General features: G+C 67.5%; 12 protein-coding genes. 5 read left to right on the forward strand and 7 right to left on the reverse strand.

From position 1 onward, the window contains the following. Positions 1–68 precede the first annotated feature (68 nt). The 5 genes from DI041_RS18720 to DI041_RS18740 all read right to left on the reverse strand — a co-directional run bounded on the left by DI041_RS18720 (position 69) and on the right by DI041_RS18740 (position 6,483). Positions 69–1,088, reverse strand: a complete 1,020-nt coding sequence (locus DI041_RS18720) for a copper resistance protein B (protein WP_136639870.1) — start codon at positions 1,086–1,088, stop codon at positions 69–71. Beyond that, positions 1,085–2,887, reverse strand: coding sequence for a copper resistance system multicopper oxidase (locus DI041_RS18725; protein WP_136639871.1), 1,803 nt, complete (start codon positions 2,885–2,887; stop codon positions 1,085–1,087). Before DI041_RS18725 ends, DI041_RS18720 begins: the two co-directional genes overlap by 4 nt. A 75-nt stretch (positions 2,888–2,962) precedes the next feature. Further along, positions 2,963–3,346, reverse strand: a complete 384-nt coding sequence (locus DI041_RS18730) for a CopL family metal-binding regulatory protein (protein ID WP_046983229.1) — start codon at positions 3,344–3,346, stop codon at positions 2,963–2,965. Between the two features lie 224 nt (positions 3,347–3,570). Continuing rightward, positions 3,571–5,376, reverse strand: coding sequence for a DNA helicase RecQ (gene recQ, locus DI041_RS18735; protein WP_136639872.1), 1,806 nt, complete (start codon positions 5,374–5,376; stop codon positions 3,571–3,573). Positions 5,377–5,934: 558 nt separating this feature from the next. Then, positions 5,935–6,483, reverse strand: a complete 549-nt coding sequence (locus DI041_RS18740) for a Dps family protein (RefSeq protein ID WP_025879374.1) — start codon at positions 6,481–6,483, stop codon at positions 5,935–5,937. An 86-nt stretch (positions 6,484–6,569) separates the two neighbouring features. On the opposite strand from DI041_RS18740, the gene hrpA reads away from it, so the two are divergent. Then, positions 6,570–10,652: an ATP-dependent RNA helicase HrpA gene (gene hrpA / locus DI041_RS18745; RefSeq protein WP_136640001.1), complete on the forward strand. Its 4,083-nt coding sequence runs from the start codon at positions 6,570–6,572 to the stop codon at positions 10,650–10,652. A 110-nt stretch (positions 10,653–10,762) separates the two neighbouring features. On the opposite strand, the gene DI041_RS18750 is transcribed toward hrpA, so the two are convergent. Next, positions 10,763–11,299: a hypothetical protein gene (locus DI041_RS18750; RefSeq protein ID WP_046987845.1), complete on the reverse strand. Its 537-nt coding sequence runs from the start codon at positions 11,297–11,299 to the stop codon at positions 10,763–10,765. Between the two features lie 129 nt (positions 11,300–11,428). Here DI041_RS18750 and DI041_RS18755 point away from each other — a divergent pair, with 129 nt between their 5' ends. Both DI041_RS18755 and DI041_RS18760 read left to right on the forward strand, forming a co-directional pair. Next, complete coding sequence (locus tag DI041_RS18755; RefSeq protein ID WP_046987844.1) at positions 11,429–13,585, forward strand: RelA/SpoT family protein; 2,157 nt, start codon at positions 11,429–11,431, stop codon at positions 13,583–13,585. Between the two features lie 30 nt (positions 13,586–13,615). Further along, positions 13,616–15,181, forward strand: coding sequence for a hypothetical protein (locus DI041_RS18760; RefSeq protein WP_136640000.1), 1,566 nt, complete (start codon positions 13,616–13,618; stop codon positions 15,179–15,181). On the opposite strand, the gene DI041_RS18765 is transcribed toward DI041_RS18760, so the two are convergent. Then, on the reverse strand, positions 15,178–17,277 hold the full coding sequence (locus DI041_RS18765; protein ID WP_136639999.1) for a glycosyltransferase: 2,100 nt from the start codon (positions 17,275–17,277) through the stop codon (positions 15,178–15,180). The two genes, DI041_RS18760 and DI041_RS18765, sit on opposite strands and share 4 nt — an antisense overlap. 96 nt (positions 17,278–17,373) lie before the next feature. On the opposite strand from DI041_RS18765, the gene mrcB reads away from it, so the two are divergent. Together mrcB and DI041_RS18775 are read left to right on the forward strand one after the other, a co-directional pair. Further along, positions 17,374–19,815, forward strand: a complete 2,442-nt coding sequence (mrcB, locus tag DI041_RS18770) for a penicillin-binding protein 1B (RefSeq protein WP_136639998.1) — start codon at positions 17,374–17,376, stop codon at positions 19,813–19,815. Beyond that, entirely contained in the window at positions 19,812–20,348 is a 537-nt protein-coding gene (locus tag DI041_RS18775) for a hypothetical protein (protein WP_136640147.1), read from the forward strand. The genes mrcB and DI041_RS18775 overlap by 4 nt, the downstream gene beginning before the upstream one ends. Positions 20,349–20,425 lie beyond the last annotated feature (77 nt).

Here is a 20,425-nt window from a genome sequence, read left to right on the forward strand (position 1 = left end):
TTGGAACGTGGCGCAGTGTAGCCGGCCACGGCGGCTGCCGGGGCTGGCCACTGCTCACGTAACGCTGCTCAGAACCACATGCGCACGCCCGCCACCCAGCGCGTGTCGCGCGCGTGGTCACCGGCGTAGTCGGCGGTGTCCCCAAACGTGCGTTCGTGGCTGATGCCGATATAGGGCGCGAAGCGGCGGCTGAACTCATAGCGCAGTCGCAGCCCGGCTTCGACCTTGTTCAGGCCACGGCCGATGCCATACTCCTTCTCGTCCTTGGCCGCGACTGTAGCTTCCAGCAGGGGTTGCAGGACCAGGCGGTTGGTCAGCAGCACGTCGTACTCGACCTCGGCCTTGGCCAGCACCTGGCCACCGGAGCCCATGTACAGCGTCGCCGAGCTCTCGAACTTGTACGGCGCCAGGCCCTGGATGCCGATCGCCGCCCAGGTGCGTGAATCGGCGGGGCGGAAATCCTGGCGCACACCGACCAGTACGTCCCACCACGGCGATACGCTGCGGCCATACAGCGCTTCCAGCGATGACGACTCGGTGCGGCCACGACTACGCTCGCCATCGGTGCGCAGCCACAGGCGGTTGATGTTGCCGCCGATCCAGCCGGTGGTCTCCCAGGCTTGGCCGTTGCTGCTCTTGCCATCCCAGTGTTCGAGACGGTCGATCAGCAGCAGGCTGTTGATCTCCGGCGCGTGTTCCATCGCACCGTGCGCGATGGGCGGGAACGCGGCGGCGCGGTCGGCATCGGTGGGCACCGGGATCGGTTCGCGCGGTTCGGTCGGTGCGGGTGTGCCGTGCCCCATCGCCGCGTGATCCATCTTGGAATGGTCCATCGCCGCTGGCTGCATCGCGCCATGGTCCATCTTCGAGTGGTCCATGTGGTCCATGCCGGCGGGATCTGCCGCACCCATGTCCATCTTCGAATGATCCATCTTCGAATGATCGACCTGTTCGGCCGGCGTCTTCACGGCCTTCGCGGGCGCGTCCATCGTGTCCATGTCATGGCCGGCATGGGACTGCGCAAACACCGGCAGCGTAGCAGCCAGGCCCAAGGCCAGCAGGCTGGGGGGAAGCAGGGAGCGGCTCATTCTTCGATCCTCACTTCGCGCATCATGCCTGCTTCCATGTGGTACAGCAGGTGGCAGTGGTAGGCCCATCGGCCGAGGGCATCGGCGCGTACGCGATAGGTGCGGCGTGTACCGGGCGGCATGTCGATGGTGTGCTTGCGCAGCTGGAATTCACCCTGTGCGTTTTCCAGGTCGCTCCACACGCCATGCAGGTGGATCGGGTGCTGCATCATGGTGTCGTTGACCAGCACAATGCGCATGCGCTCGCCGTAGTTCAGCCGCAGCGGTTCGGCCCCGGCGAAGGGAATGCCGTCGAACGACCAGGAGAACTTTTCCATGTGGCCGGTCAGGTGCAGCTCGATCTCGCGGCCGGGCTCGCGGCCGTCGGGGTCTTCGAACAGGCTGCGCATCGCACCATAGGTCAGCACCTGGCGACCGTTGTCGCGCAGGCCGATGCCGGGGTCGTCCAGTTTCGGCTCGGTGGCCGAACTCTGCATGTCCACCAGTGGATTGTTGCGCTCGCTGGCCGGATGCTTTGGCGCTTTGCTGGCGGTCTCGCCGCCGCCATGTGCGCCGTGGCCCATGCTGGCACCGCAGCCGCCTTCCATGCCCTTCATCGCCGCCATGTCGTGGCCACCGCTGCCCATGTCGTGTCCCATGTCGCTCATCATCAGCAACGGGCGCGGGTCGCGCGCGGGAATCGGTGCCTGCAGCCCATGGCGCACGGCGAGGGTACCGGCGGCATAGCCGGTGCGGCCCATGTCCTGGCAGAAGATGGTGAAGGCATCCTGGCCGCTGGGTTCCACCAGTACGTCGTAGGTTTCGGCCGGGGCGATGCGGAACTCGTCGATGCTGACCGGATGGATGTACTGGCCGTCGGCGGCGACCACGGTCATCTTCAGGCCGGGGATGCGCACGTCGAAGTAGGTCATCGACGCACCGTTGATGAAACGCAGCAGCACCTTTTCGCCACTGCGGAACAGCCCGGTCCAGTTGCCGGCCGGCGCGGTCCCGTTCATCAGGTAGGTGTAGGTATGGGCATTGATGTCGGAGATGTCGCTTGGCGTCATCCGCATCCGGCCCCACATGCCCCGGTCGGACAGTGCGGCCGACCAGCCATCTCGGCGGGCGTCGCGCAGGAAGTCGGGCAGGGTGCGCTTGTAGTAGTTGTCGTGCTCGGCGAGCTTCTTCATGCGCCGGAACAGCGCGCCGGGATCCATGTCGGTCCAGTCCGACAGCATGATCACGTGTTCGCGGTCATGCCGGTAAGGCGCCGGCTCGGCCGGGTCGATGATCAGTGCACCGTACAGCCCTGCCTGTTCCTGGAACAGTGAATGGCTGTGGTACCAGTAGGTGCCCGACTGCTTCAGCTCGAAGTGGTAGTGGTAGGTCTCGCCGGGGCCGATGCCGTTGAAGCTCAGGCCGGGCACGCCGTCCATGTTGGCCGGCAGCAGGATGCCGTGCCAGTGGATCGAGGTCGGATGGCGTTCCAGCGTATTGCGCACGAACAGGTCCACGGACTGGCCTTCGCGCCAGCGCAGGATCGGTGCCGGCAGCGAGCCGTTGACGGTGATCGCCGGGCGGGTGCGGCCGGTGAAGTTGGCCAGCGATTCGCCGATGGCCAGTTCAAGGCGGGTATCGCTGAGCAAGGCCGGGGCACCGGCCAGGCGCGGGGCGGCGCTGGCGGCGGCAAGCGCGCGCTGCGGCACGCCGACAGCGGCGATGCCGGCAACCACGCCACCGGCGGCGAGGCCCTGTACGAACAGGCGGCGCGACGGCATGGGCACAGCGCCCGGGCCGGGGGGAATGCGGGTATTCATGAGGGTGACTCCAGACACGGAAAGACGCCGGCGGGTAACCGGCTCCAGTGCGCAGGGCGCACGGTGCGTGTGGAATCAGCCGATGGGAGGGCGCGAGATCGGCGGCAGCGGCGGCGCCGGGCGGCCATTGGCCGGCATCGGCTGCGGTGCCAGCGACAACGCCGGGCCAGCCATGACCGGCAACGGCAGCACCACCAGCAGCGGGTGCTGCGCGCAGCTGCGCACGCAGTCCTTGATCTGGCAATGAGCGTCGTGGGCGGGGGCCTTGGCCTGCGGGGCCTCGTCGGCCTGCATGCCGGCGTGGTGGTGGCAATCAGGAGTGCCACCTTCAACAGCAGCGGCTACGGCGTGGGCCATCCGGCCCATTTCCTCGTGACCACTGGCCATGGCCGCGTTCAGCCCGTTGAGCAACAGGCTGAGCATGAGCACGACACGGAGCAGGGTCGAGGCCAGGGACATGACACTAATCTAGCTGCAAGTGGGCGCGGATGCACTTCCGGCTGAATGGCCGGTTCAAGGTTGGAGCAGCACCAATGTATGTAGAGCCGAGCCCATGCTCGGCTGCTTGTGCGGCAACAGCAGCCGAGCGTGGGTTCGGCTCTACGAGGACACCAGCGCGCTGTCAGCGAAGGGGTAGCGCCGGGCCATGCCCGGCGAGCGCCCAACGCGGCAACGCGTGGCGGTCAACCTTCCTCGCGCACGATCTCCACCAGGCGCGGGCCGTAGCGGCTCAGCTTGGTGCCGCCGATGCCGCCGACCCGGGCCAGTTCGTCCAGGCTGGTCGGGCGCTGCTCGGCGATGTTGCGCAGGGTGCTGTCGTGGAAGATCACGAAGGCGGGCACGTTCTGTTCGCGTGCCAGTTCGGCACGCAGGCCGCGCAGGGCATTGAACAACGCCAGGTCCTGCGGCAACACCGACAGGCCGGTGCGCTGGGCACTGCGCTCGCGGCCGGTGCTGGTGCTGACGGCGTCGCGACGCATGCTGATCTGCCGACGTCCGGTCAGTACATCGCGGCTGGCATCGGTCAGGCGCAGTCCGCCGTGGCCCTCGCTGTCCACTTCCAGCAGGCTGGCGGCCACCAGTTGGCGGAATACGCTGCGCCAGGTGCGCGCGTCGAGGTCGCGGCCGATCGCGTAGGTGCTCAGTTTGTCGTGGCCCTGCTGCCTCACTTTCTCGTTCTCGCTGCCGCGCAGAACGTCGATCAGGTGGCCGACGCCGAAACGCTGGCCACTGCGGTACACGCAGCTGAGCGCCTTCTGGGCAGGAATGGTCGCGTCCCACGACGCTGGCGGGGTCAGGCAGTTGTCACAGTTGCCGCAGGGCTCGGGGTAGGTTTCGCCGAATCCGGCCAGCAGCACCTGGCGGCGGCATTGCATGGATTCGCAGTAGCCCAGCAGGTGGTCGAGCTTGCCCCGTTCCAGCTGCTTGCGTTCTTCGCCGGCCTCGGACTGCTCGATCATCTGCTTGAGCAGCACCACATCGCCCAGGCCGTAGCAGAGCCAGGCCTCGGCGGCTTCGCCATCGCGACCGGCGCGGCCGGTTTCCTGGTAGTAGCCTTCCATCGACTTGGGCAGGTCGGTATGCGCCACGAAGCGCACGTCCGGCTTGTCGATGCCCATGCCGAAGGCGATGGTGGCGCACATCACGATGCCGTCCTCGCGCAGGAAGCGGCGCTGGTTGTTGGCGCGTACCTCCGACGGCAGGCCGGCATGGTAGGGCAGGGCGTTGAAGCCCTGTGTGCAGAGGAACTCGGCGGTTTCCTCTACCTTGCGCCGTGACATGCAGTAGACGATGCCGGCCTCGCTGCGATGGCTGCGCAGGAAATCGCTCAGCTGCTTGCGGGCGTTGTCCTTCTGCACCACGGTGTAGCGGATGTTGGGGCGGTCGAACGAGCTGACGAAGTGGCGTGCTTCCTGCAGGTCCAGCCGCTCGGCGATCTCACGCTGGGTTGGCGGGTCTGCGGTGGCAGTCAGCGCGATCCGCGGAATCTCCGGCCAGCGCTCATGCAGTACGGTCAGCTGGCGGTATTCCGGGCGGAAGTCGTGGCCCCACTGCGATACGCAATGCGCTTCGTCGATGGCGAACAGGGCGATGTGGCTGCGCGACAGCAGTGACAGGAAACGGCCGGTCAGCAGGCGCTCGGGAGCGACATAGAGCATGTCCAGCTCGCCGGCGAGCAGCTCGCGTTCGACGCGCCCGGCGGTCTCTGCGTCCAGAGTCGAGTTCAGGTACTCGGCGCGCACGCCGAGCTGGCGCAGGGCTTCGACCTGGTCCTGCATCAAGGCGATCAACGGCGAGATGACGATGCCACATCCGTCACGCAGCAGGGCCGGCACCTGGTAGCACAGCGACTTGCCGCCGCCGGTGGGCATGAGCACCAGGGCATCGTGACCGGCAGCCACATGCTCCACGATGTCCTGCTGCGGACCACGGAAATCGTCGTAACCAAAGACGCGGCGGAGCAGGTCGTGCGCGGGACGGGAAGCCATCCGGCTAGTTTACCCCGGCGGGGGTTCGGCAGGGCTGCGCCCTGCACCCGCTACAAGCCGGTGCAACGTCAAAGGCAACAGCCGGCTCTGGCTTGTCTGCTGGCTGGGTGGGGCGGTGTGGGCTTGCAGGACACGCCGTAAACCCGTCCATGGGGGCTCGATGGCGCCATCCATGGCGCCAACGGTCCTGCAAGCCCACACCGCCCCGCCTTCGACCGTTTCCCGGTGGCGGTGGGGCCATCCACGCGATGCGTGGATGGAATCTGTCAGATATCGACAAACAAAATGGGGTCAGATCCGTTTTCCGCAGGAAAACGGATCTGACCCCAGGCTTTGCTGGCAGATCGCGGGAAACTGTCGAAGGCGGGGTGGGTCCGGTTGAGGGGGTGTGAGCGGCATGGATGCCGCGACCAAGCCCCCATGGACGGGTTTACGGCGTCCCCCTCAACCGGACCCACCCCGCCAACCCTCAGGAAACCCGCTTTTGACGTTGACGTTGAACTTGACGTTGCCTCGGCAGGTGCAGGGCTGCAAGCCCTGCCGAAGCCCCCTCAACCCTTACTGCAGCAGCGAGCGCAGCATCCAGGCGTACTTCTCGTGGGTCTGCAGGCGCTGGGTCATCAGATCCTCGGTCGGGGCGTCGTCAGCGTCGTCGGCCACATCCAGCACTTCACGTGCCGTACGGCATACCGCTTCGTTGGCGACCACCAACTGGCGTACCATTTCACGCCAGTCCGCACTGTCGGTCAGGCCCGGCTCCTCGACGATCGAGGTCAGCGCAGCAAATTCCCGGTAGGAGCCCGGGGCATTGAAGCCCAGTGCGCGGATGCGCTCGGCCACATCGTCCAGTGCCGCCCACTGCTCGGTGTACTGCGTTTCGAACATGGTGTGCAGCGAGTTGAACATCGACCCGGTCACATTCCAGTGGAAGTTGTGGGTCTTCAGGTAGAGCGTGAACGCATCGGCCTGGAACCGTGCCAGACCGTCGGCAATCTTCTTGCGATCGCCCTGGGTGATCCCGATATCGATGTTGGGGGCCGACGGTGCCGATGCCGCAAGCTTCTGCTTGCCGGTCTTGGGCTTGGTCGTGCTCTTGGTCTTCGCCATGGGGTTCCTCCTTGTGGAATCGTTGGCCTTCACAATAAATCAGTCGTGATGACTGGTCGCATTCAAAGTTTTAAACGAACCGATTGATGAACGCTATCGACAAAATGCCGCAGTCCCGCCAGCGCCAACAGCGTGCCGCCATTGACGGTGCCATGAGCCGCGACCGTGGACGATTGCTGGGAATGCTCTCGCGTTGCCAGGCCAAGCCACAGGATGCGGCGTTGGCCGCCAGTTTCGAGCAGGCCTTGCAGGTTTCGGTGCAGCGCCGGCAGGCGCGGGCGCAACAGCAGCCGGCCATTACTCTGGACCCACAGCTGCCGATTGCGCGTGAAGCCGAGACCATCACCCAATTGATCCGCGACCATCAGGTGGTGGTAATCGCAGGCGAAACCGGTTCGGGCAAGACCACCCAGCTGCCCAAGCTGTGCCTGGCCGCCGGCCGTGGCCAGGCCGGCATGATCGGCTGCACCCAGCCGCGCCGGATCGCCGCACGCGCGGTGGCCAGCCGTGTCGCGCAGGAACTGCAGAGCGAGCTGGGCCAGCTGGTGGGCTACCAGGTGCGCTTCAACGACAAGGTCGGCGAAGACACCCGCATCAAGTTCATGACCGACGGCATCCTGCTGGCCGAGATCGCCAGTGATCGCTGGCTGTCGAACTACGACACGATCATCGTCGACGAAGCGCACGAACGCAGCCTCAACATCGACTTCCTGCTTGGCTATCTCAAGCAGCTGCTGCGCAAGCGCCCGGACCTGAAGCTGATCGTCACCTCGGCTACCATCGATACCGAACGCTTCGCCCAGCATTTCGACAATGCGCCGGTGATCAGCGTCGAAGGCCGCACCTATCCGGTGGAGGTTCGCTACCGCGCGCTGGAAGGTGAGGGCGAGCAGGCGGGCGAGCGCACCGTCAACGACGCCATCGTCTCGGCCATCGACGAGATCACCCGTCTGGATGCGCGCGGCGACGTGCTGATCTTCCTGCCGGGCGAGCGTGAGATCCGCGATGCGCACCAGTCGCTGGAGCGCCGCAAGTACCGCAATACCGAGGTGCTGCCGCTGTACGCGCGGTTGTCCAACCAGGACCAGGACCGCGTGTTCAACCCCGGCTCGAACCGCCGCATCGTGCTGGCCACGAATGTGGCGGAAACCTCGCTGACAGTGCCGCGCATCCGCTACGTGGTCGATCCCGGTTTCGCCCGTGTAAAGCGCTACAGCCCGCGCAACAAGCTCGACCGCCTGCACATCGAGCCGATCTCGCAGGCCAGTGCCAACCAGCGCAAAGGCCGCTGCGGCCGTGTAGCCGAGGGTATCTGCTACCGCCTGTACGCCGAAGCCGATTTCCAGGCTCGGTCGGAATTCACCGATCCGGAAATCCGGCGCTCCAGCCTGGCCGGGGTGATTCTGCGCATGCTGCAGCTTGGCCTGGGACGCATCGAGGACTTCCCGTTCCTGGAGGCCCCCGACGAACGTGCGGTGGCCGACGGCTGGCAGCATCTGACCGAACTGGGCGCGATCGACAGCGAGCGTCACCTGACCGCGATCGGCAAGCAGATGGCGCGCCTGCCGGTGGACGTGAAGCTGGCGCGCATGCTGGTGGCCGCGCAGGCCGCTGGCTGCCTGCGGCCGATGCTGGTGATCGCCTCGTTCCTGGGCATCCAGGACCCGCGCGAACGGCCGCCGGAAGCGCGTGGCGCGGCCGACAGCGCGCATGCGCAGTTCGCCGATGGACGCTCCGAATTCGTCGGCGTGCTGCGCCTGTGGGATGCCTACCGGCAGGCCCACGAAGACCTGACCCAATCGAAGCTGCGCGACTGGTGCGGCCGCCATTTCCTCGGCTTCCTGCGCATGCGCGAGTGGCGCGAGCTGCATCGGCAGCTGCGCCTGCTGTGCGAGGAACTGGGCTGGAAGGAAGAAGCCAACGAGGCGTCGATGGCGCCGTTGCTGGCCGGCAGCAGTGCACCGCCTGCAGCCCGCGATGATGCCAGTGCAGTGAAGGCCACCCGTGGCCAGCTGCACCGTGCCGCGCGTCTGGCCCGCGAAGGCAAGGCTGAAACCGCACCTGCGCCGGTGGCGGCACGCGCGCAGAAGGATCAGGCGCCCGACAGTGGTGGTTACAGCGAGCGCGTGCGTGCCGCCACCTACCAGACCTTGCACCGGGCGCTGGTGGCGGGCCTGCCGACGCAGATCGGCCACCGCACCGACAAGGGCGATTTCCAGGCGCCGCGCCAGCGTCGCTTCCTGCCCTTCCCGGGCTCGACGCTGTCCAAGCGGCCACCGCCGTGGCTGCTGGCGGCCAACCTGCTCGACACGCAGAAGGTATGGGGCATGACCCTGGCGGCGATCGAGCCGGACTGGGTGATTGCCGAACTGCCGCACCTGCTGCTGCGCAAGCATTTCGATCCACACTGGTCACGCGCGCAGGGCCAGGTGCTGGCCTCCGAGCAGATCACTCTGTTCGGGCTGGTATTGGCGCCGAAAAAGCCAGTGCACTACGGCCGCATCAACCCGGGCGAAGCGCACGACATCTTCGTGCGCCAGGCGCTGGTGACCGGCGAGATCAACACCCGCGCCAGCTTCGTGGCCGACAACCAGAAGGTGCTGGAGGTCGCGCGCGAGGAAGAAGCCAAGCTGCGCCGCGCCGGCATTGTTGCCGACGAGGATTGGCAGGCCCGCTGGTACCTGGACCGGGTGCCGCCGCAGATCCATTCGGCGGCGGGGCTGGATACCTGGTGGAAGGGGCTGGCACCGGAACAGCGGAAGACCCTGCACTGGTCGCTGGTCGATCTGTTGCCGGGTGAGGGCAGCGAACAGGAGCGTTATCCGAAGTACCTGGCGCTGGGCCAGGCGCGCTTGCCGCTGCATTACCGCTTCGAGCCGGGCGCCGACGATGACGGCGTGACTCTGGACGTGCCGCTGCACCTGCTCAACGCGCTGGATGCCGTGCAGCTGGGCTGGCTGGCACCGGGCTTCGTTGCCGACAAGGCGGCCGCGTTGATCCGCAGCCTGCCCAAGGCGATGCGCCGCAACTATGTGCCCGCGCCGGACTTCGCGCGTGCATTCTTCGAGGCATTCCCGCAGCCCAGTGCCGACGCCATCACCGGCGAGCTGGCGCGCTTCCTGTCACGCGCGACCGGCGCCAAGGTGGCAGCCACGGACTTCGAACCGGATTCAATCGAAGCGCACCTGCACATGAACCTTCGCCTGCGCGACGAGAACGGCAAGGTACTGGCAACGTCGCGCGATCTGGAGGCGTTGCGTGCGACGTTCGGTGGCCGCGCCGGTGATGCCTTCGCCGCACGCGCGGGGCGCGAGATGGCCGCCGATGGCCTGCGCACGTTCCCGGCCACACCGATTCCGCTGCAGGTACCGGGCGAGGCGGGTGTTCCTGCCTACCCGGCGCTGCTGGACGAGGGCGACAGCGTGGCCCTGCGCATCTTCGCAGACCGCCAGCAGGCCGAAGAAGCACATCCGCTTGGCGTGCGCCGACTGCTGGAGATCGGTCTCGGCGAGAAGATCAAGCAGGCGCGCAAGCAGTTGCCGGTAGCGGCCAAGACCGGCCTGCTGTACGCCTCGATCGAAACGCAGGAGCGCCTGCGGGGGGATCTGGTCGACGCCGCATTGAACGCGGTGTTGGCCGATGGCCTGGGCGAGATCCGCGATACGCAGGCATTCGAGCAGCGTCGCGAGCATGCGGCCAAGGCGTTGTTCGGCGAAGCCATGCAGCGGCTGAAACTGGCCGAGGCCATCCTGGCGCTGGTAGCGGAACTGAAGCCGATGCTGGAAGCACCGCTGATGGGCTGGGCGCGTGGCAATCTGGATGACATGGAGGCGCAGCTGGTCGGGCTGATCCACCCCGGCTTCCTGCGCGATACGCCAGCCGACGCGCTGGCGCAGTACCCGCGCTACCTGAAGGCGATGATCCTGCGCACCGAGCGTGCCAAGCGCGATCCGCCACGTGACCAGGCACGCATGCTGGAACTGCATCCGTTCCTGGAGGCGCTGCAGGTGGGTGAGCAGCAGGGCCTGCGCGAGCGCCCGCAATGGCAGGCGCTGCGCTGGGATCTGGAAGAGCTGCGGGTGTCGCTGTTCGCGCAGGAGCTGGGCGCACGCACCGGCATCTCGGCAAAGAAGCTGGCGCAGCGGGTGACCGCACTGCGCCAGGCGTGAACCCGGTCCTGTAGAGCCGAGCCGATGCTCGGCTGCTTCTGGCGATGGACGATGGCAGTCCATGGAAAGGCAGCCAAGCGTGGGCCTGGCGCTACAGGAAGGCCATGGCCTTATTTGGTACGACGAACCTTCGGCTGTACGTTCACGCCGTCAACTTTCATGTACCACACGCCCATCACGCCAGGACGCATGCTGACTTTGGGCGCATCCCTGCGTCCGCCGGAGTAGTGGGTGGAATCGACCTGCTCCCATTCCTGTCCGTTCTGCAGCACATAGTGGCGGCCCTGGCCGAATCCACGGAACTCACCCTGCAGGTTGCTTTCGATCGGCTCGGCGCTGCCGAAATCGAAGAAGCCACGATTCTTCTTGATTACCTCCTGGCGGCCCTCTTCGCGCGCTTCCTCGCGCACCGCGGCGACCGCCTGGGTGGTGGCCGCTTCGACCTTGCCCTGCAACCAGCGGTTGAGCGCAGCCAGCTCGGTGGCGTTGAGCTTGTCCAGACCGGCAGCCTTGAACTCGGCCGGCGACATCTGCTGCTGCAGGTCGCCTTCGACCACGCGCTGGGCCAGTGCAGGCGCCGACAGGGACAGCAGCAGTGCGGCGCAGACCAGCAGCCGTGGGCGGAAATGCGGGAGGATCGAGGGCATGGCGGGACTCTCCTGGGTTTGCCCGCGAGTGTAGCGGCATGTGCTCATGCCGGGCGATGCAGCCGCAGCGATTGTCCCTGAACGGCACCGGCGCTAGTGTAGAGGCCTCTGTCTTGCCTGCTCGATGCTGTGAACCGCGCTTCCGTCCCCGGCCTGGATGCCTTGTTGAACCGTCCCTCGGCAGCGGTGCTGCCTGCTCCGCTGCGCCAGGCCCTGCGCGAGCGCTGGGAAGCGCCGGAGTGCGACCACCAGATGCGCGCCAGCTGGTCGGTGCTGGGTGACACCCTCGACGCATTGGCAATGCTGTCTGCCGATGAAGGCGCGGTGGTCGCGGCCCTGCTGTTCGACCTGCCTGGCCTGCGGGCGAGCCTGGAACAGTTGCCGCTGGGCAGCCACAAGGCCGCGGTGATCGGCCTGCTTGACGGCCAGGACGCCGCCGACCCGGTATGGGCGCTGCACGCCGGCCGCGAGGCAGGGCGCAACAGTGAAGGCCTGCGCCGGCTGCTGCTGGCGATCATCCGCGACCTGCGCGTTGTACCGATCCTGCTGGCCCGGCAGCTGGCGCGGATGCGTGCCGCCGACAAGCTGGACGACGAGCAGCGCCGCGCGCTGGCGCAGCTGACACGCGACATCCACGCGCCATTGGCCAACCGGTTGGGCATCTGGCAGCTGAAGTGGGAGCTGGAGGATCTGGCGTTCCGCCACCTGGAGCCGGAGACCTACCGGCGCATCGCCCGTGAGGTGGACGAAACCCGCATCGCGCGCGAGCGCTACGTCGAGAACGTCAAGAAGGTGCTGTCGCGCGAGCTGGTCGCGCAGGGCATCAGGGCCGAGGTCAGCGGTCGCCCGAAGCACATCTACAGCATCTGGCGGAAGATGCAGAAGAAGCGTCTGGCATTCGACCAGCTATATGACATCCGCGCGGTGCGGGTGATGGTCGACGATGTTGCTGCCTGCTATGCCGCGCTGGGCGTGGTGCATGCGCTGTGGGCGCCGGTGCCCAGTGAGTTCGACGATTACATCGCCCGGCCCAAGGCCAACGACTACCGTTCGCTGCATACCGCCGTGGTCGGGCCGGAGGGCCGCACCATCGAAGTGCAGATCCGTACCCATGAAATGCACTCGCAGGCCGAGCTGGGCGTAGCCGCGCACTGGAAGTACAAGGAAGGCGGCAAAGGCGCGGAAAAGTCCTTCGACCGCAAGATCACCTGGATGCGCCAGCTGCTGGAACAGGCGCAGGAGGGGCAGGGCAATGAGCTGGCCGGTGCGCTTGATGCCGAGCTGACCGAAGACCGTGTCTATGCTCTGAGCCCGAAGGACGAGGTACTGGACCTGCCGCAGGGCGCCACGCCGCTCGATTTCGCCTATCAGGTGCACACGATGGTGGGGCACCGTTGCCGTGGCGCCAAGGTCAACGGCCGCATCGTGCCGCTGACCTACCGCCTGCGCAGCGGCGACCGTGTCGAAATCCTGACCGGCAAGGAGGCCGATCCGCGCCGCGACTGGCTGATGCCGGCCCTGGGTTTCCTGGCCAGCAACCGTTCGCGCGAGAAAGTGCGCAGCTGGTTCCACAAGCTCGACCGTGCGCGCAACGTGCAGGCCGGTCGTGAGCTGCTGGAGCGCGAATTGAAGCGGCTGGGCCTGCAGCACTCGGACTTGGCGGCAGCGGCGAAGAAATTTCATGCTGACAGCGTCGATGACCTGTACATCCAGGTGGCGCTGGGTGATACCGGCCCGAACCAGGTCAGCCGTGCGCTGCTGGAAGCAGAGCGTGCGGCCAGCCAACCGGCGCCCGCGCCGACCCTGCCGCGGCCGACCGCGCGCCGCGAGAACCTGGGTAAATCCAAGTTCACCGTGCAGGGCGTGGGCAACCTGCTGGTGCAGCTGGCACGCTGCTGCCAGCCGGTGGCCGGCGAACCGATTGTCGGCTACCTGACCCGTAGCCGCGGTGTCACCGTGCATCGTGCAGACTGTGTCGCGCTGGCTCGGCTGGCCGCCACCAGTCCGCAGCGCATCCTGCCGGTGGAGTGGGGGCAGGCCGGGGGCGGCTACGAAGTGGACGTGGTGGTCGATGCGGTCGATCGCCGCTGGCTGCTGAAGGACATCACCAACCTGATCGCCCAGGAAGACGCCTACGTGCTCGACATCCACAGTGACAACGTGCGCAACAGCGGCCGTGCCCATCTGCGGTTGCGGCTGAAGGTCAGCGACTACGGCCAGCTGTCCAACCTGTTGGGCAAGCTGGACGCGCTGCCGGGCGTGAGCGAGGCGCGTCGCCTCGGCTAGGCTTCACGCTGCCCCGGCTACCCTGCACGCATGGAACGCGAGCCTCCGCATCGCCCGCATGGCGCTGAACATCCTGCGCTGGACCGCGTCCGCCGCGAAGGCCGTTGGTGGTGGCTGCAGGCGCGCCATGCACGCCGGGTCTGGCGGTGGGCACTGGTCGCCGCGCTGGCGGTGTTCGTGCTGCTGGTGTTGCTGCGCAAGCCATTGGCCGACTGGTTCTGGGACGAGCCGCAGATCGAGCAGCTGCTGGCCGAAGGTGATCGCGCATTGGCGGCCGGTCGACTGAGCGCGGCCGACGGCAGTGGTGCGCGCGAACGCTACCAGGCCGTGCTGGCACTGGATGGCGACCGTCCGCAGGCGCGCCAGGGCCTGGCCCGTACGGGTGCCGCCGCGCTGCAGCAGGCCCGCGACAAACTGCAGGCCAATGACCTGGACGGCAGCGCGCAGGCGCTGGCGCTGGCCCGTGAGCTGCAGGTGCCGCAGGCTGATGGCGACGCCGTGGCGCGCCAGCTGCAGGCACGTCGCAGCGCCGGAGCAGGTATCGGCGCGCTGCTGGCGCAGGCCCGCAATGCCTTTGCCGCCGGCCGCCTGGATGACGGGGACAGCAGTGCGCTGCCTCTGTTCCAACGCATCCTGGCAGTGCAGCCGGATAACCTGCCGGCGCTGGAAGGGCGCGAGGATGCCCTGAGCGATCTATTGCAGCATGCGCGCACACTGGCCGGGCGCGGTGAACTGGCCGCGGCCGCTGGCATCGTGCAGCGCGCACGCCAGTTCGATGCCGGCCATGCCGATCTGCCCGCCAGCCAGGAAGCGTTGGCACAGGCGGTTGACCAGCGCTTGCGGCAGGCCCAGCGTGCCTTGCAGCGGCAGCAGCTGGACGCTGCAGGGAAAGGGTTCCTGGCCGTGCTGGCCGTCGCACCCGACGATCCCAACGCTCAACGTGGCCGTGAGCAGTCGCTGCAGGCTGTGCTGGCACGCAGCCAGAAACAGGCTGACGACTTCCAGTTCGAAGCTGCACAGCGTGATGCCATGCTGGCGCAGGAACTGGGGGCTTCGCCGGCGGCGCGGCAGCAACTGGCGCAGCGCCTGCAGCGTGCGCAACAGGCGCAGCAGGCAATGCAGCAGCCAAGCGTCAGCAATGCGCAGCGTGAGCGGCAACTGCGCGAGCACCTGCGCAGGGTTGAACGCGCCGAGCGTGCTGGTCAGTGGATCAGCCCGCCGGGCCACAGCGCGTTCGATGCGCTGCGTGAGGCGCAATCACTGGCACCGCGCGATGCCCGGGTGAAAGCGGCTGCCGCGCGGCTGCTGCCGGCCAGCCGACGTTGCTTCGATGACAACCTGCGGCAGAACCGCGTGCAGGCCGCGGGCGCCTGCCTGCAGGCCTGGCAGACACTGTCGCCAACCGCGGCGAGCCTGCCTGCAGCACGACTGCGACTGGCCCAGCGCTGGCTGGCGATCGGCAGCGAGCGGCTGGGCAGTGGTGATGTGTCGTTTGCCGCGCATGCGGCAGAGCAGGCCCGGCTGCTGCAACCGGATCTGGCCGAACTGCCAGCCTTCGAAGACCGCCTGCGCCGTGCCGGTGGGCACGTGGACTAGGCGAAGAACACCCGCTGCACGGTTGCGCGGGCGGCGTCGAGCGAGAAGTGCTCGGCAATGTTGGCCAGGCCGGCATTGGACAGCTGTTGCCACAACTGCGGGTCCTGGTAGAGGCGGACCACAGCATCGGCAAAGCTGGCCGCATCGTCAGCGACCAGCACATCCTGGCCGGCGCGCAGGTGCATGCCCTCCACCGCGCACGTGGTGCCAACCACCGGCTGGCCATGGGCCATGCTCAGGTTGATCTTGCCCTTCACGCCGGCACCGAAGCGCAGTGGCGCGACGGAGATGCGTGCACCGTCCATGTAGGGCGTGATGTCCTCGACGAAGCCATGCATCTGCACGCCAGGCTGGCGGGCGGCCAGTGCCAGCAGTGACTCTGGTGTTGCGGCACCGATGCAGTGCAGCCGTACCTCGGGCAGGCGGGCGCGGATGCTGGCGAATACTTCGCCGATGAACCACTCCATTGCATCCAGGTTCGGCGGATGGCGGAAGCCGCCGACAAACACCAGGTCATGGCGCTGTTCGAACGGTTTGCCGGCACCGGCGACATCGTGCAGGTTGGAAATCAACTCCACCCGTACCGCTGGCGCATCGGCCTGCAGCTGCTCCCGTTCGGCGGCACTGACCAGCACGGTGATATCGCACTGCTGCATCACCGCCAGCTCGCTCGCACGGGTGCGTTCGGCGGCACGCAGTAGGCCGGCATCTCCGGCCACTTCGGCGCCGCGGCGCTCGCGCAGGTAATGCAGGTCCACCGTATCGAACACGGTGCGCGCCTGGGGTGCATAGCGCCTCAGCAGCGGCAGGCATTCATGGGCGACATGGTGGCGGACCAGCAGTGCCACGTCGAAACGTGCACCATGCATGCGCAACCAGCCGGCCACGCCTTCCAGGAAGGGGGCGTACCAGACCTCCACGCCCATCCGCTGCAGCGCTTCGGTGGCCGAGCCGCCGTGCTCGCGCCGGGTCGGCACGAACACCACGTGGGCGCCGCCCTGCTGCAGCAGGCGGATCAGGTTGACCTGGCGCAGTGACGCGGAATCGCGATCCGGCTGCGGTACTTCCTCGTCCAGGATCAGTACCTGGCGGCGACCGCGCAGCAGCAGCGCCGGCGATGGCACCGTGCCCACGGCGGGGTGGCCTGTCAGCTCGGTCGCCCATTTCGCCGCGAAGACCGCCTGGTTGCGCACCTGGTAGGCCTTGACCCCGCTGCCGGTGTCGGTGCCATTGCTGGTGCCCTCGTCGTGGATCACCCGGCTGGCAGGCTGCACCAGCACGCGCAGGCCCTGCCCACGTACGCGGAAGGCCAGGTCGGTATCTTCGTAGTACGCCGGCTTGTAGCGCGTGTCGAAGCCGCCGAGCTGCTGCCACACGGTGCGCGCCAGCATCAGCGCGGCGCCTGAACAGTAGTCCACGTCGCGCAGGCTGGCGAAACGCGGGTCGTCGGCTGCCTCGAAGCGGCCATAGCTCCAGCCACTGCCGTCGGCGAAGATCACCCCGCCGGACTCCTGCAGGCGACCGTCCGGGTACAGCAGCTGGCTGCCGACCAGGCCGGCGTCGGGCACGCTGCTGAAGGTGTCCCGCAGTGCATCCAGCCAGCCCGGCTGCGGCACGGTATCGTTGTTGAGCAGTACGACGTAACGGCCGCGCGCGCGCGAAACGCCGTCGTTGCAGGCCTCGATGAAGCCGCCATTGCGCTCCCGGACCTCGTAGCGCAGGCCGGCCACCTGTGGCATCCATTGCGCGGTCGCATCGCTGCTGCCGTCGTCCACCACCAGGATCTCGCACGCGGCGGCCGGTGGATGCGCGGCGAGGGCGCGAAGGCAGGCCAGGGTGTGCTCGACGTGGTTGTAGACCGGGATGATGATGCTCACCTCCGGCGCCGGGCTGTACGGCACCGCGAACGGGGCAAATGCCTCCGCGGGTGGCAGGTACAAGGGAGTACGCGGGGCGGGGACGGCACGCTGGGCATGGACCCGGATCCGCTGCCAGGTGGCCCTCCAGCCGCGGGTGCGCAGGCTGGCCAGGCTGCGCCGGGCCAAGCCCGACAGGCGGTTGATCAGGTATCGGATCTCGGCCAGGGACATCGCCATCCGGTTGCAACTCCAGCTTAAGCAGGGGAACCCGGGAGAATCCGCCAGCCACGGTGGCTGGGGTAGACTCGCCAGACCTTACATTCTCGCATTCCCGTGCCCCGACGCTACGATTCCGACGACATCGACGATTTCGACGACGACGACCAGCAGGACAACGGTCCCCTGTGGCGGCGCCGCCTGATCACCTGGAGCATGGCAGCGGTCGCGTTGGGATTGGGTTTCCTGATTCCCTATACGCTGTACCTGAACCAGCAGGTGACCCAGCGCTTCGGCGAACTGCGCTGGCAGATCCCGACACGGGTCTACGCCCGCCCGCTGGTGCTCACGCCGGGCAAGGCGATGGACGCGTCCACCCTGAAGACCGAGCTGGCCGCCTCCGCCTACCGCGATGACGGGCAGGGCAAGGAGCCGGCGACCTATGCGGTGCAGGGCGGGCGTTTCACCATCTCCAGCCGCGGTTACAACGATGTCGATGGCCACGTCGCTGCCAAGCGGGTGGAACTGTCGCTGTCCGGTGGCAGCATCGCGTCGCTGCGTGATCCCGATTCGCGCAAGGTACTGAAGGCCGCCCGCCTGGATCCGGCGCGCATCGCCACGCTGTACGGGCAGAAGCAGGAAGAGCGCCGCCTGATCCGCATGAACGAAGCGCCGGATCTGCTGGTGACCGGCCTGCAGGCGGTTGAGGACAAGGACTTCAACCGCCACCACGGCATCGACCTGTCCGGCATTGCGCGCGCGGTGTGGGTAACCATCCGCTCCGGTGGCCAGAGCCGACAGGGCGCGTCCACGCTGACCCAGCAGCTGGCCCGCAGCGGCCTGCTCGGCATCGGCAAGGAACAGACGGTCACCCGCAAGTTCAACGAAGTGCTGTACGCGCTGATCATGGAAGCGCGCTACGACAAGCGCACCATCTTCGAGGCCTATCTCAACCAGGTGTACCTGGGCCAACGCGGCAGCCAGGCCATCCACGGCATGTCCTCCGGCGCCGAATTCTGGTTCGGCCGCGACCTGTCGTCGCTGGAAACCGAGCAGATCGCGTTGCTGATCGGCCTGGTCAAGGGCCCCTCCTTCTACGATCCGCGTCGCAACCCGGAACGCGCGCTGGATCGCCGCAACTTCGTGCTGGGCAAGCTGCACGAGGCAACTCTGATCGACGATGCCGAGTACCAGCGCGCCCTCAAAGCGCCGCTCGGCGTACCCAAGACTCCGGGCCTGGTCGCTGCCAACCGCTTCCCGGCCTACGTCGATCTGGTCCGTCGCCAGCTTGGCCATGACTATCCGGAATCGGCACTGCAGGGCGCCGGCCTGAGCGTGATGAGCGGCATGTCGCCGTCCGCCCAGGCCTATGCCGAAGGCGCGGTGACCCGCACCATCAAGTCGCTGGAGAGCAAGCGCCGGCCCGAGCTGCAGGCCGGCATGGTGCTGACCGATGTGCACAACGGCGACGTGCTGGCGGTGATCGGCAGCCGCGAGGTCTCCGAAGTCGGCTTCAACCGCGCCATCGAGGCACAGCGCCCGGTCGGCTCGCTGCTCAAGCCGTTCGTGTACCTGCTGGCGCTGGCACAGCCGGACCGCTACTCGCTGGCCAGCTGGGTCGACGATTCGCCGGTGACCGTGCAGCTCGGCCGCGGCCGCAACTGGAACCCCGGCAACGCGGACAACCGCAGCCATGGCACTGTGCGCCTGATCGATGCGCTGGCCCATTCGTACAACCAGGCCACGGTGCGCGTTGGCATGCAGGTCGGCCCCGAGCGCGTGACCCAGCTGATTCACGTGCTGGCCGGCATCAAGGCCGAGGCGAACCCGGCGGTGATCCTCGGTTCGACCGACCAGAGCCCCTACGCGATGGCGCAGCTGTACCAGTTCCTGGCTTCGGGTGGCGAGATCCAGCCGTTGCATGCGGTGCGTGGCGTGCTCGATCCGCAGGGCAAGCTGCTCAAGCGCTATGACAAGACCCCAGCGCCAGCGCAGGAAGGTGATTCCATTGCCGCCAACCTGATCAGCATTGGTCTGCAGCAGGTGGTTGCCAGCGGTACCGCGCAGCGACTGAATGCCGATGGCCTGGGCCGCCTGCAGCCGGCGGGCAAGACCGGTACCACCAATGATGGCCGCGACAGCTGGTATGCCGGTTACACCGGCGACCACCTGGCGGTGATCTGGATGGGCAACGACCAGAACGAACAGGCCGGCCTGTACGGTGCCACCGGCGCGATGCGGGTTTGGTCGGGTATCTTCCAGCGCCTGCCAAGCGCACCGCTGAAGGTCAGCAACAAGGGCCTGGATTGGCAGTCGGTGGCCGCCACCGGCATGAACACCACCGACGATGGATGCCCGGGCGCGCGTCGCTTCCCGTTCGTGGTGGGTTATGCACCGGCCTATGCGCCGTGTGCGCCGGCGGTGTCGCCGGATGGGCAGGGTGGGGCCGAAGGTGAGGGCGGCGGCTGGCGCAGCTGGTTCGGCCTGGACCGAAAGCCCGAGCCGCCTGCTGAACCTGCCGCGGCACCCGCCGCAGCCACACCTCCTCCGAGCCGATGATGCCGATGAACATCCGATCCCTGCTGCAGCCCCTGGCCCTGACCGGCCTCAGCCTGGCCCTGGCCGCCTGCGTGAGCAGCCCGCCACCGGCGGCCAAACCGGTGGATACCACGACGCCGGCGCAGCGCCTGGCCGCAGTCGACGCCGCCGCAGGCCCGGACGACAAGGAACTGTCGGTGCAGCCGCTGCGTGATTCGCAGGTGGAAGACCTGCGGGTGACCGCGCAGGCGCAACGCCAGACCAACGACCTGGCCGGTGCCGCCAGCAGCCTGGATCATGCGCTGGAAATCGTGGCCGCCGATCCGGCGGTGCTGCAGGAACGAGCCGAACTGGCGCTGCTGCAGGGTCAGTGGGCACAGGCGGAGACGTTCGCGCGCAAGGCTGTTGATCTGGGCTCGAAGACGGGGCCGCTGTGCCGCCGCCACTGGGCGACGATCGAGCAGTCGCGTCTGGCGCGCGGTGAGAAGGAGAACGCGGTGTCCGCGCATGCGCAGATTGAAGGCTGCACCGTGCCGGGGATCAAGCGGTACTGAGGTATTCCACTCCATCGGGCGCTGCCCCCTCTGCGGCGCGCGCACTGATGGATGCGGGTGATGGGCCGGGTGGGTGG

Origin of the sequence: Stenotrophomonas maltophilia (genome assembly GCF_004920835.1) — a bacterium.
Taxonomy (GTDB): domain Bacteria; phylum Pseudomonadota; class Gammaproteobacteria; order Xanthomonadales; family Xanthomonadaceae; genus Stenotrophomonas; species Stenotrophomonas maltophilia_AQ.

Excerpts from the sequence above, each read along its gene's own strand:
- DI041_RS18720 (WP_136639870.1), bottom strand. The coding sequence starts at position 1,088 with ATGAGCCGCTCCCTGCTTCCCCCCAGCCTGCTGGCCTTGGGCCTGGCT.
- DI041_RS18725 (WP_136639871.1), bottom strand. The coding sequence starts at position 2,887 with ATGAATACCCGCATTCCCCCCGGCCCGGGCGCTGTGCCCATGCCGTCG.
- DI041_RS18730 (WP_046983229.1), bottom strand. The coding sequence starts at position 3,346 with ATGTCCCTGGCCTCGACCCTGCTCCGTGTCGTGCTCATGCTCAGCCTG.
- recQ (WP_136639872.1), bottom strand. The coding sequence starts at position 5,376 with ATGGCTTCCCGTCCCGCGCACGACCTGCTCCGCCGCGTCTTTGGTTAC.
- DI041_RS18740 (WP_025879374.1), bottom strand. The coding sequence starts at position 6,483 with ATGGCGAAGACCAAGAGCACGACCAAGCCCAAGACCGGCAAGCAGAAG.
- hrpA (WP_136640001.1), top strand. The coding sequence starts at position 6,570 with ATGAACGCTATCGACAAAATGCCGCAGTCCCGCCAGCGCCAACAGCGT.
- DI041_RS18750 (WP_046987845.1), bottom strand. The coding sequence starts at position 11,299 with ATGCCCTCGATCCTCCCGCATTTCCGCCCACGGCTGCTGGTCTGCGCC.
- DI041_RS18760 (WP_136640000.1), top strand. The coding sequence starts at position 13,616 with ATGGAACGCGAGCCTCCGCATCGCCCGCATGGCGCTGAACATCCTGCG.
- DI041_RS18765 (WP_136639999.1), bottom strand. The coding sequence starts at position 17,277 with ATGGCGATGTCCCTGGCCGAGATCCGATACCTGATCAACCGCCTGTCG.
- DI041_RS18775 (WP_136640147.1), top strand. The coding sequence starts at position 19,812 with ATGATGCCGATGAACATCCGATCCCTGCTGCAGCCCCTGGCCCTGACC.